Annotated in this window: 8 protein-coding genes; 3 read left to right on the top strand and 5 right to left on the bottom strand. The window is 70.8% G+C overall.

Annotation, left to right across the window (positions count from 1 at the left end; translation table 11 throughout):
- Window positions 1–357 precede the first annotated feature (357 nt).
- The 4 genes from WME89_RS50125 to WME89_RS50110 all read right to left on the bottom strand — a co-directional run bounded on the left by WME89_RS50125 (window position 358) and on the right by WME89_RS50110 (window position 6,752).
- A complete protein-coding gene (locus tag WME89_RS50125) occupies window positions 358–1,767 on the bottom strand; it encodes a hypothetical protein (RefSeq protein ID WP_438006590.1) in 1,410 nt (469 codons plus the stop codon).
- A 198-nt stretch (window positions 1,768–1,965) separates the two neighbouring features.
- Window positions 1,966–2,841 (bottom strand): pectate lyase family protein, encoded by an 876-nt coding sequence (locus WME89_RS50120; protein WP_438006589.1) that lies wholly within the window; start codon window positions 2,839–2,841, stop codon window positions 1,966–1,968.
- A 419-nt stretch (window positions 2,842–3,260) separates the two neighbouring features.
- Entirely contained in the window at window positions 3,261–4,583 is a 1,323-nt protein-coding gene (locus WME89_RS50115; RefSeq protein ID WP_438006588.1) for a pectinesterase family protein, read from the bottom strand.
- A gap of 414 nt (window positions 4,584–4,997) precedes the next feature.
- The gene (locus tag WME89_RS50110) at window positions 4,998–6,752 is read right to left on the bottom strand and encodes a hypothetical protein (protein ID WP_438006587.1); all 1,755 of its coding nucleotides are present in this window, start codon (window positions 6,750–6,752) and stop codon (window positions 4,998–5,000) included.
- 156 nt (window positions 6,753–6,908) lie between these two features.
- Here WME89_RS50110 and WME89_RS50105 point away from each other — a divergent pair, with 156 nt between their 5' ends.
- The 3 genes from WME89_RS50105 to WME89_RS50095 are packed head-to-tail and all read left to right on the top strand — an operon-like array spanning window position 6,909 to window position 9,820.
- Window positions 6,909–7,544, top strand: a complete 636-nt coding sequence (locus WME89_RS50105; RefSeq protein ID WP_438006586.1) for an RNA polymerase sigma factor — start codon at window positions 6,909–6,911, stop codon at window positions 7,542–7,544.
- Window positions 7,541–8,797 (top strand): FecR domain-containing protein, encoded by a 1,257-nt coding sequence (locus tag WME89_RS50100; protein ID WP_438006585.1) that lies wholly within the window; start codon window positions 7,541–7,543, stop codon window positions 8,795–8,797. Before WME89_RS50105 ends, WME89_RS50100 begins: the two co-directional genes overlap by 4 nt.
- Window positions 8,798–8,800: 3 nt before the next feature.
- On the top strand, window positions 8,801–9,820 hold the full coding sequence (locus tag WME89_RS50095; protein ID WP_438006584.1) for a hypothetical protein: 1,020 nt from the start codon (window positions 8,801–8,803) through the stop codon (window positions 9,818–9,820).
- A 90-nt stretch (window positions 9,821–9,910) separates the two neighbouring features.
- On the opposite strand, the gene WME89_RS50090 is transcribed toward WME89_RS50095, so the two are convergent.
- Window positions 9,911–11,368, bottom strand: coding sequence for a pectate lyase (locus tag WME89_RS50090; protein ID WP_438006583.1), 1,458 nt, complete (start codon window positions 11,366–11,368; stop codon window positions 9,911–9,913).
- Between the last annotated feature and the right edge of the window lie 168 nt (window positions 11,369–11,536).

Genomic DNA, 11,536 nt, shown 5'->3' with positions numbered 1-11,536 from the left:
ACATCGCGGTGACGACGCGGTCACAAGTTCGTGTCGGCACCGACGGTAGGGGTAGCGATCCTGGGAATCCAGGCCCCCGGGCGTTCGCGGCGCAGGCTGGGCACCGGACGGCTCGGGCGTACGCGCGTGTGGGATGAGCGACCCTGTCGGCCCGAGGTGGCGCGAACGGACAGCCCACGCCGGCGCGCGCGCCCCGCGAGAGCGGCGGTCAGCTCAAAGCGCCCGGGAATGAAGAGATGTGAACCACAGAGGCACAGAGGACACAGAGGAACAACCCAGAAAACTCTGTGCCTCTGTGCCTCTGTGCCTCTGTGCCTCTGTGGTTCAGTTTCTTGGGGTCTCAACCTGTTCGGTGTCCTAAAGCGACTTCAGGTACTCGACGAGATCTCGCTTTTGATGGGAGGTGAGCCCCAGAGCGAAGCGCTCGTTGTAGCTCCGCACGACGTCGAGCAGCGTCGCGAAGCGACCGTCATGGTAGTAGCGCCCCTTGTTCTCCGGCCGCATGAACAACCCTCGTTCCCGGATGAAGAGGCCGGCCAGGTTCATTGTCTTGTACGAGTCGCCGGGCGCGCGGCTCGCCTGGAAGTCGTCGATCCGCATCTCCTCGGGCGTGTGCAGGTTCCAGCCCGCGTCGGTCCTGAGGGGGTCATTGTGACAGCGGGTGCAGCGGGCCTGGCCGGTGAACAGGTCGTGGCCGCGCGCGGCGGCGCGCTCGTCGAAATCGATCCCGGGCACGGGCCGCGGAGAGGGGAGCGCGAGCTGATAGAAGTGCAGCGCCGGGAGCTTCGACGTGACGAGATCCTCCTCGGGCTCGACGGTCACATGCCCGAGCCCGAACGCCGCCGCGATCGGGTACTTGCCGGCGTCATCGAGCCTTGGGTCGAAGAAGTTCCCTCGTCCATGCATCTCGTTCACGGCGACGAACGCGTTCCAGTAGGGCACCGAGCCCCAGTTGCCCGTCCAGGTGTGCTCGTTGAAGCCGGCCATGTCGAAGGCGTTGGGGATCAAGGTCGCCGCGGAGGTCCCGTCGGGCTGGAACGCCTTCCCGTCGAGGATCAGCTGGGCGTCGAACTTGCCCGGCCCCCAGCTGCGGAGGACGGTCCTCACGTCCGCCTCGGTGATGTCCGGGTCCACCGCCCGGAGCAGGGTGACGAACGGCAGGAGGCTCGGGGCCGAGGCGACGATGGCGCCGACGTTCAGGTCGCGGTTGGCCCAGCCGTCGAGGCGCTCGCCGACGCCCGGAGCCACGGAGTCGTTGACCGTGGCGTGACAGAAGGCGCACTGGAGGCCGATCGAGATGAGGTGGCCGCCGTCGTCGAAGAAGCCGGTCACCCCGACGACCGCGTCGAGCCGCAGGAGGCGCAGCGTCACGGTGGGATCGTCGAGGTCCGCCCGGCCCCGCGCGATCTGGTCCCGCAGCCGCGGCGGGAGCGCGTCCGCGTCGACCTTCAGCCCGAGGCCCAGCGCCTGAGCCGGCGTCACGCCGGCGATCGCCTCGTGCAACCGGAGCTCGCCGCCCCAGAACTGCTCATCCCCGAAGGTGTCGAACCGGAAGATCTCCCGGCCTCGCTCGAGCATCCTGCGCGCGCTGCGATCCGTGGCGGCGTCGAAATCGCCGAACCGGGCGTGGCCGAGCAGATCGTCCCCGGCGGGGGCGACGTGCTCTGTCGCCTCGTCCCGGTCGGCCGAGCTGCAAGCGAACGCGGCCAGGCCGAACGGAACCGTCGCTCCAGCGAGCGCAAACAGCGTGGTGAGATATGTCGTCATGACAAGGCCTTTCGGGATGTTCGCGTGATGCCGCGAATCCGAAAGTGACTTGTGCGCACCCTGTCGGGCAAGTACGAGATCGCATGATCATCCCATCAGGCGAGCAGCTCACCCGTGACGCCTCGATCTGCGACAGCCGTCGAAAACACAAATTTTCATCACGGTCGCAGGCGCCGCCTGCCGCGCGCTCCCCGCGGCTCAGAGGCCGAGCTCGGGTCTCGGGCCTGCGCACCTGGTGAGCAGGGCCTCGACCTGGTCGGCGGGGTCGAGCGAATACTCGTAGAATTCGCTCGGGTCGAAGAAGGAGTACGTCGCGCCGCTCGACTCCTTGTCCCCCGACGTGGAACGGTAGATGTTCCCCGCGGCGACCAGCGTGCCGTCGTCGAAGTAGTGGGGACGGTTCACCGTGTCGAACACGCTGTTCTCGAGCACCATGTTGGTGCCGCCGCGCGCGTAGTTGCCGTAGGAGTCGATGCGCTGGAGCCAGTTGTTGTAGAGATGGGCGCGGAGCACGTTGTCCGTGCTGGGGTTGCGCTGGTTCAGGTCGCGGAACCAGTTGTGGTGGATGGTCATCTGCGCGGTGACGTTCTCCGTCCAGCCGATCCCGAACGCCTTGTTGTGGTCGCTCAAGACGCTCCAGGACACGGTCAGGTAAGAGGTGTCCTTGCGGCTGTCGATCATGCCGTCGCCGATGTGGTGAAGATGGCAGTGGTCGATCCAGACGTGGTGGGCCGTGTCCATCTGGATCCCGTCGAAGTCCTGCGTCTTCCCTTCCCAGTCTCCTTCGACGAAGGTGTCGCCGATGGTCAGGTTCCGCAGGATGACGTTGTGCACGCCGCTCCCGAGGAAGAACCCTCCCTGGGAGATCTCGGCCGTCGCGCCTGCGCCCACGATGGTCTTGTTCGACGCGACGGAGATCTCCTTGCCCTTGGGGGATATCGTGATCTTCCCCTGGACCCGGATCACATAGGGCTCGGACGCGCCGGCGTATCTCTCGAGCTCGGCCTGGGTCGTCGCGGTGACCGTCTCCCCGCCTCGCCCGCCGTGGGTCCCGTCCTGGCCCTCGCCGCTCATGCTGGCGAAGCCCTCCAGGGTCAGGGGACAACCCTCGCTGTCGGCTATGCCGCCCGTGCCTCCGGTGCCGCCGCCGCCCGAGCCCCCCGGACCGGCGCTCGACCCGCTGCCGCCCGCTCCCCCCGAGCCGCTCGCAGATCCGCCGGCACCCGTCCCTCCGGGTCCCGCGTTCCCCCCTGTGGCCGAGCTTCCCATGGCCGAGCTGCCCCCGCTCGCCGCACCTCCCGTCGTCGCGCTCGTGCCCCCGCTTCCTGCTGCCAGCGAATCAGCACTTCCCGAGCCGCCGGGCTCTGAAGTCCCACAGGCGAAGGCGAAGCCGAGAGGAGAGACAGCAAGGAGGAAGGAGGCGAAGAGGTTCTGCTTCATGGCTCTCTGCTGGTTCTTTGGCCCTGAGTGACAAGGATGGATGAGCGGCGCTGTCAGTCCGCAAACGTGGGTCTCCATGGCGCGAGCATGTTCTCGACCGTATAGCGCGCAGCCTCGGCCGCGCTGAGCTGGCTGGACTCGGGGGCTCGCTCGCTCGGCCTCGCGCCAGGTCCCGTGGTCATGTATTCGGCGAAGCGCGCGGTCGCGAGCGTGTTTTCGCTCATGCGGACCCAACCCACGGGCGCGATGTGCGCGCCGAGCTCGGTTCCGAGGTAGGTGGTCGCGCCGTAGGGCCTCCAGTTGCGACCGAGGGCGACCGCACCGGCCCTGATCGATCCGACCGCCGTGGCCTGTCCTCCGAGGAACACGATCCCGAAAGGAGTCGCTGCGTCCGTGCTCGGCGCCGTGATCGCCGTCCCCTGCGCGACATTATGAACCGTACAGTCCTCGAACACGGCCGTGGCGCCTCCGAAGATGAAGTCGACGCTGCCCTCGATGTGGCAATCCCTGAAGTACTGCGTTCCGCTCTTCACATAGACCGTGTCCTGGTAACCGAGGGCCCGGCAGTGACGGAGCTGCACGCGGCTGCCGGAGACGAGGAGGGCCACCGCCTGCACACCCGGGCCCGTGCTGTTGGCGAAGGTGATGTTCTCGGCCGAGACGTCGCTCGCGGAGATGTTGACGCTGAAGCTCCCCGAGGTGCCCAGCGTGCCCCCGGCGCCGTTTGGCGTGTTCGCGTTGTCGCCGTAGGTGAGCACGGTCCTCTCCGCCTGACCTGCCTGGCCGCAGAGCGTCACGTGGGGACGGTCGACGACGAGCTTCTCGGCGTAGGTCCCGGGGGCGATGCGAAGGATGGTCGGCGTCGTGTTCGATCTGGCGACGCTGTTGATCGCGGCCTGGACCGAGGTGAAATCGCCCGAGCCATCCCGGTTCACCTCGATGAGCGCCCCACCCGTCACGCTGTTGCAGTCGGACGTATCGCCGCCGCCTGAGCCGCCTGCGCCTGAGCCACCTGCGCCTGAGCCCCCTGCGCCTGAACCGCCGCTGCCGTCGCCGCCGGTCCCCGAGCTCCCGCCCGTGCCGCTCGCGCGGCCGCGGCACAGGCAATAGTCGGACTGGTGCCCCGAGTCGCACGGCAGCGCCGGGAGCGTCTCGTTGGCGCCGCAGCTCCCCTCGAGGTTGTCATGGGCGGCCTCGCAGACGAGGCCTGCGGCTGCGCACACCGCCGTGCAGCCGCTCCCGTTCTGGAAGACGGCGCCGCAGAAGTCCTCGCCCGAGGTGCAAAGCTCGAAGCCGGCCGCCTCGATCGGTGAGCAATCGACGGGCACGCCGGCGCTCCCGCCAGCGCCCGCGCTCCCCGAGCCTCCGGGCGACACCGTGCCGCCGCTCCCCGTCGCGCCGCTCGATGGTCCGCTGGAGGCGGCGGGCGAGCCACTTTCGGGGGGCGAGCCGCCTCCGGCGGGCGAGGCCAGATCATCGGCGCCCTGCTCGCTCGAACAGGCGAACGAACAAAGGAGAGCGAGAAGGGAAGGGAGCGCGAGACAGGAGCCAGGACGCGACATGGGGAGTCCTCCGCAACGCAAGCAGGGGGCGTGTCAGGTGCACCTGACGGGGGAGGGTTGTTCGAGGGACGTCGTACCCGTCAAAAAAGAGGGCCCCTCGGCGGAGCCGCCCTCGAGGCCTCGCGCGGCGGCCGTGGGGCCGCGCCGGCTTCGCGCCCGGCGCCGCGCGGCGACCCCCGAGCGAGCCGCTCTTCCGGGGGCGGCCGGCCTCCGCCCCGCCTCGCCTCGCTACTCGCGCGCGAGCGGCAGCGCCCAGGGGCCTCCCGCTCCGGCGCGGGAGATCACCTGGGGCAAGGCGTCGCTCGCCCGCTCGGGCTCGTACGCGTAAGGGGGCGTGAAGACCTCATCGGCTGGCTCCTCGCGCTCCTCGCGCTCCTCACCCCCATCGCCCAGGTGAACGCCGCTCTCGTCGCGGTAGAGGTTCGAGCCAGGGACGGCGAGGAGGAGCCCGCCGCCCGTCGCGTCGCTGCAGCTCGCGCGCCGCGTCGCTGCCTCGGCGTTCTCGAACACGCTCGCCTCGAGCAGCACCTGCCCCTCACAGGAAGCGCCGACCGCCCAGCCCGAGATGTTCGAGAACACGTTGTTGAAGAGGTGGACGCGCGCCCGGGATCCGACGGTGTTCGGGGCGCGCGTGCTCACTTCATCGAAGCGACAGTGGTGCATCGTCACCTCGGCGTCGGTGATCGTGCAGGCCCAGCCCTCGCGGCCGCCGCACTCGGCCTCGTTGCTGCCGTCGAAATGGACGTAGGAGAAGGTGACCCCGCTCGTGCCCGCGAGGACGTCGGCAAAGGCGTCGCTGATCCACTTGAGGGTCGCGTGATCGATCCAGACCCGGGAGGGCTGCGTCAGCGTGAACGCATCGCCCGCTTCGAGCAGGCTCGCGTTCAGGTCGTAGAGGGCGAGGTTGCGGAGGATGACGTTCTGGCTCTCGTCGAGGTTCATGGTCACCCCCGGCAGCGCCGCGCCGCGCCCGAGCCCGACGAGGGTCTTGTTCGAGCCGAAGCGGAGGATGCGATCGTCCCGCGTCGCGCTGACGAGCGGTCGCTCGCAGGTCGCATCCCCGGTGAGCACCTGAGAGAGCGTCTTCTCGGGATCTTCCGCGCAGGTGCTCGGACAGACCTCGATGTCCCCGAGGTCCGATCCCTTGCGGCGGAAGTCGTGGATGCCCTCGGCGAGCAAGAGCACTGCCGGCTCGTCCGAGCTGGCGAGCCGCTCGAGCTCGGTCCAGCTCGAGACGAGCACGGGCGTCGCCCCCGCGCCTCCCGTCGTGCCCTCGCCAAAGCCGATCGGCGCGATGCGTATCGCCTTTCGGAGGGCGATTGGCCCCCTCGTCCCGGGGGCGGGCCCGATCCAGCGGCCCGCCGTGCTCGAGGGAAAGAGCGCCCCGGGATCGCAGCCCGGCAGATCTCCAGCGCTCCCCAGCTCGCGCGCCGCCGTCCAGCGGCTGTCGTCGTAGCCAGGCGCCGTCCAGTCTCCTTCCGGCGCCGTGCTCAGCTTCCAGTCGCTGCCGCTCCCGTGGCTGCGCTCGAGCTCATCGAGGTGGACGAGCGCCGCGGGGGTCCCCGCGGCGGCATGGACGCTCACGGCGATCACGTTCTCACCCGGGAGCAACGAGAGGGGCACGAAGAGCGGAGCGCGCGCCGACTCGCTCACGGCGAGGAGCTCACCATTGATGTAGACGCGGAAGGTATCGCGCGCCGTGATGGAGAGACCGGGGCCCTCGAGCGCGCCATGGCTCGCGCCGACGAGCGGCGAGCTCGCGAGCTCCTCTCCTTCCCCGAAGGCGGCGCCCGGCGGGAGCGCCTCGTCGAGCGGCTCGCCCTCGCAGGAGAGCTCCGCGGAGGAAGGAGCGCTGCCGCCGGCGCCCGCGTCCCCCGGGAGCCGGGTGGCCGTCTGGACGAGCTGGTCCTCGCAGGAGAGCCCCCAGGCCGAGGCCGAGAGCGCGGCGGCCCCGAGGAGCCAGGTGCTGCGGGAGAGGCGCATCGAAAACAAGGCGAAGCTTGGGGGCCATGGCGCAGACCGCAAGCCCGAGGCTCCGAGCCGTCTGCCTCGATCCAGCGTGCTTCAGCGTGCTCCAGCGCTCTGGCGGCGGGTGAATTTTTCTGGAGGCTCGAGAGGCCCCCAAGTAACCACGATGGCGTGGCTCACCCCACGCGCTCTGTCCCGCCGCCCGGGCCCACCGTGGCGCGCTTCCCCGCCGAGAAGCGGTCGGACGCGAGCCTCGTCGCCGGGGTCGCCGCCGGAGAGCGCGAGGCCCTCGCCGTCATCTGGGACAGGTACTCGGGTCTCGTGCGAGGTGTGCTTTACGGCGCCCTCGGTCCCGATACGAGCCTCGAAGATCTGGTCCAGGAGGTCTTCCTGGCCCTGATCCAGGGGGCCGCGCGCATCCAGGACGGGGAGGCCCTCCGTGGCTACCTCGCGTCCGTGGCGGCGCGGCAGGCGGCGCTCGAGATCCGGAAGCGCAAGATACGCCGCTGGGTGGGCCTCTCCCCGAGCGGGGAGCTCCCCGAGCGCGCCCTCGAGCGCGTCGACTTCGAGCACCGCGAGGTGCTCCGCGCCCTCCACCGCGTGCTCGGCAAGCTGAGCGCGCGCCGGCGCATGGCCTTCGTGCTGCGCCACGTGCAAGGCCTGGAGATGCTCGAGACGGCCGCGGCCCTCGGCGTGTCCGAGTCGACGGTGCGCCGAGAGCTCGAGAGCGCGCGCGAGTTCTTGCTCAAGGCGCGCGAGCCAGCCCTCCGGGAGTTCCTGTCTCGGCGTGAAGGACTTTGGCCATGAGCGACCCCGAACGACAGCTCGACCCCGTCGCGGCGCTCCTGCAGCGCGCCGCTCAGCTGAGCGAGCCGGAGCGCCTCGAGGCGCGCGCCGCCTTCTTGCGCCGCGTCGACGAAAAACAGGCTCGCGCGAGCAAGAAGCGGGCGGTCGTGCGCTGGGCGGCTCCGCTCGCCCTCGCCGCGAGCGTGCTGCTGCTCGTCTTCTTCGTCTGGCGACCGGAGCGAGGTCTCGAGTACGTCGTCGAGGGCGCGGCCGACGAGAGCGGCTATGTGCGCGTGCCCCCCGATCACCCGGCCTCCATCACCTTCTCCGATCGGACGCGGCTCCGGGCGGCGGCAGGCACGCGGCTCCGCATCGACGAGACGAGGAACGAGAGCGGCGCCCGCATCTCGGTCGAGCGCGGCCGGCTCGAAGCCGAGGTCACGCACACGGGGCACGGCGATTGGCGCTTCGTGGCGGGTCCGTTCGCGGTCCGCGTGGTGGGCACGCGCTTCGAGCTCCTCTGGGACGCAGACCGCGAGCGGCTCGAGGTGGTCCTGCACGAGGGTGCAGTCGAGGTGGAGGGCTACTCCGGCTCCGGCGCCGTGAGCGTGCGCGCGGGGCAGCGCTTCGTGGGGGACGCCCTGGCGAGGACGCTGCACGTCAGCGACGCGACGGCGCGCGGCCCCGAGCCCGCGCCTCCCGCAGCTCCGGGGCAGGGCACCGAGGTCGCGCCAGCGCCGCCGGAGGCCGCTGCTCCCCCGGAGCCGAGCGCCTCCGCAGACCCAGCGCCCCTCGTCGCCCCGCCGAGCGGCAAGCCGTCGTGGACCAAGCTCGTTTCCCAGGGCGAGTTCCGGCGCGTCGTCCAGGAGGCCTCGGCGCGGGGTACGCAGAGCTGCCTCGCCTCCTGTGACGCCGCCGATCTGAACGCCCTGGCCGACGCCGCTCGCTATGTGGGGCAGGGCGAGCTGGCCGAGCAGGCCCTGCTCGCCCTGCGCGCGCGCTACGCGGAGGCAGCGGGGAGCCGCGCGGCCTTCTTGCTCGGGCGCCTTCACGAGAGCCGCGGCGCCGCCGCGCGCGCCAGGGCCTGGTACGAGACGGCGCTCCGCGAGGCGCCGGGCGGCGCCTTTGCCGCCGAAGCGCTCGCGGGGAAGATGCGCGCGGTCCAGAGCCTCGACGGGCCTGCTGCCGCGCGCGCGGTGGCGCAGGAGTACCTGCGCCTCTATCCGGGCGGGGTCCACGCCAAGGCGGCTCGACAGCTCGTCGCTCAGCCCTGATCCATGGTCCGGCGGGCGCGAACGCTCCTCGTCCTGCTGCTGCTGCTCGTCTGCCCTCGAGTGGCCTGGGCGCAGCGCGTGCTCGTCGTGCGGCCGCCCCCGCGCGACGCCACGCTCTTCGAGGCCTTCGGACGGCTCTGCGCCGAGCTCCGGCTGCAGTCCTTCGAGGTGGTCGTGCTCGGCGGCGCGGCCCGCTCTCCCGGGGCAGAGGAGCTCGAGCAAGAGGCGCAGCAGAGCGAGGCCTTCGCCGCTGTCGCGCTGCGGCGCGACGGCAGCGGCACGGCCGCCGAGGTGTGCATCGTCGATCGCGTGACCGGCAAGACGACCACGCGCAGGCTCCTCATCGATCCTTCGAGCGATGGCCCGATGCTCCTCGCCGTGCGCGCCGTCGATCTCCTGCGCGCGAGCCTCCTCGAGCTCGGCTCGGGCCAGGCCCCCGCTCGGGACGTGCTCGGCGTCGAGGCCCGTCCGCCCGCCCCCGAGGTGCTCCGCTTCTCCCGCGAGCCGCCGCGCTTCGACGTGCGCGCGGGGGGGCTCGTCCTCTTCACGCCGCCGGTCGGCGGCGGCGTCGGCGTGCAGGTCGGGGCGCACTATCGCCTCGACGAGCGGCTCCGTCTCGGCCTGCTCCTGGGCGGCCCGCTCTTTGGCGCCGAGTTCCGCGCCGAGGGCGGCGCTGCCCGGGTGCGCCAGGAGCTCGCGCTCCTCCGGGCCGGCTGGAACCTCGGGCAGGCAGCCGCCGGTCGTCACTGGGAATGGGGGCCGCTCCTCGGCGTCGGTGCCTATCACCTCCAGGCCACCGGCGAGGTCGAGCTGCCGCTCGTGGGGCGCAGCGAGGAGCTCTTCAGCTTCGCGGCCGACGCGGGGCTGAGCGTCCAGTACTTCTTTCACCCGAGCGTGAGCCTCGGTGTCGAGATCACCTGTCTCGCGCTCCTGCCGCGCCCCATCATCGCCGTCGAGGACGAGCGCTCCGCTCCCCTCGTCGCGCAAGCCCTGGGCACGCTCAGCCTGGGGGCCGCCTTCTGAGGGAGCGTGGCGCGACTCCGGTTCCGGCGCGACGGCCGGTTCCGCCGCGACGTCGGTTCCGGCGCGGCGGCAGGTTCCGAGCGCGGCGGGTCACCGAGCGAGGGAGTTGATGTACTCCTCGAGGTTCGTGTAGCCATCGCCGTTGCGGTCGCCGTTACGATCCTCGGGGTCGTCGGGATCGAGCCCGGCGGAGCCCTCCCAGGCGTCGGGCATCCCGTCCTGATCCGTGTCCGGGGGCGCGGAGCCCCCTGGGATGTTCCCGACGACGTCGGGGAGACCGAGGCTCGCCTCGTCGCTGATCGTGGCGCCCTCGGCCCCGAGGGACGCGAGCTCTTCCATCAAGAAGTCGTCGACCGGGTCGCGCCACAGGGACGCCCCGGCGTGCTTCATCACGTGGTCGAAGGCCTCCTCTGCGCTCATCGCGGGCACGTCAGGGTACTCCACGCTCGGAGCCGTTTCCCAGGTGACCGAGCCGAAGTCTCCCTGGCCGAGCAGGCGGCCGTTCAACACGCCATCCTCGTTGCTGTCGTACCAGTTGTCGGCGGCGTAGAGGTGGTACTCGGGCGTGGGGCTGTCCAGGGTACCGCCGTTCGTCTCCGGGCCGGTGATCAGGGTATTGCCGATCATGGCCCCGTCCGAGCGCCCGCTCGTGTCGCCCAGGATGTAGCCGGAGACGACCCAGTTGTAGACGACGTTGTTGACGAACTGCAGCGTCCCGCGGGCCTTGGGGTTGCGGGAGTTGTTGTCGATGTACAGGGATCGGATGATCGACGTGGCGCTCGTGTTGACGATGCCGCCCGTGCTGTGGGTCTGGAGCCCCTGCGCGACGATCGAATCTTGAAGCGTGAGGTTGTGGAGCTCCGCCCCGCTCTCCCGGTTCAGATCGAAGTTGCCGTCGCGCCCCCAGCTCAGGGAGCAATGGTCCCAGATCACGTCATGACCGTTGGCCATGGTGACGGTGTCCTTGCCGGAGTCACCGATCTTGCCCATGCGAAACCGCACGTAGCGGACGATCGTGCTCGAGGCGCCCGAGAAGGAAGTGCCGTTCCCGTAGACGGTGATGCCGCCGCCTGGCGCGGTTTGCCCGGCGATCGTCTGGTTGTTCTTGAACACAAGGCGGGCGTCGATCTTGATGACGCCGCCGACGTCGAAGACGACGGTGCGGTTCGGCTGACTGATGGCGTCCCGCAGGGAGCCGGGCCCCGAGTCGTTCAGGTTGGTGACATGGTAGACGTCGCCGCCGCGCGCGCCGGTCGCGTCACGACCGAATCCCTCGGCTCCCGGGAAGGCCCGGAGTTCCCCGGCGCTCCCGCCGCCCGCCGCACCGCCGCCGCCCTGACCCGGGCTGGGCGCACCGCCGGACCCACCAGCGCCCGTCGTTGCCCCGGAGGCGGAAGCCGCGGAGTCGTCGCTCGATGCTCCTCCGCTCCCTGCCGATCCGCTCGTGTCGACAGGGTCCACCGAGGGAGCGCCGCCGCCCCCGGAGCCGTCGTGCGGCGGCCCGGAACACGCCCACGCGGCCGTACCCAGCAGAGCACACAAGGACACCCAAGGAATACTCACCCGGCCTGGGAGGTGTCGCGCCCGAGTCTTCATGCCTCCGGAGTTGCGCGAGCCCCCGGTCACCTTCCAGAAATCGTCGCCACCTCGGCACGCGCGACGAGCGCCGGAGGGGCGGTGACCCGCCGGCCCACGCCCCGGCTCGGACGTGCGAGC

Source organism: Sorangium sp. So ce321, from assembly GCF_051530195.1.
Lineage (GTDB): Bacteria > Myxococcota_A > Polyangia > Polyangiales > Polyangiaceae > Sorangium.
Note: the sequence above shows the minus strand (reverse complement) of the source record. Positions and strands in the feature narration are given on the sequence as shown.

What these genes read in the sequence shown, in the direction of transcription:
- WME89_RS50125 (WP_438006590.1), bottom strand. Translation starts at nt 1,767, where the DNA reads ATGACGACATATCTCACCACGCTGTTTGCGCTCGCTGGAGCGACGGTT.
- WME89_RS50120 (WP_438006589.1), bottom strand. Translation starts at nt 2,841, where the DNA reads ATGAGCGGCGAGGGCCAGGACGGGACCCACGGCGGGCGAGGCGGGGAG.
- WME89_RS50110 (WP_438006587.1), bottom strand. Translation starts at nt 6,752, where the DNA reads ATGCGCCTCTCCCGCAGCACCTGGCTCCTCGGGGCCGCCGCGCTCTCG.
- WME89_RS50100 (WP_438006585.1), top strand. Translation starts at nt 7,541, where the DNA reads ATGAGCGACCCCGAACGACAGCTCGACCCCGTCGCGGCGCTCCTGCAG.
- WME89_RS50095 (WP_438006584.1), top strand. Translation starts at nt 8,801, where the DNA reads ATGGTCCGGCGGGCGCGAACGCTCCTCGTCCTGCTGCTGCTGCTCGTC.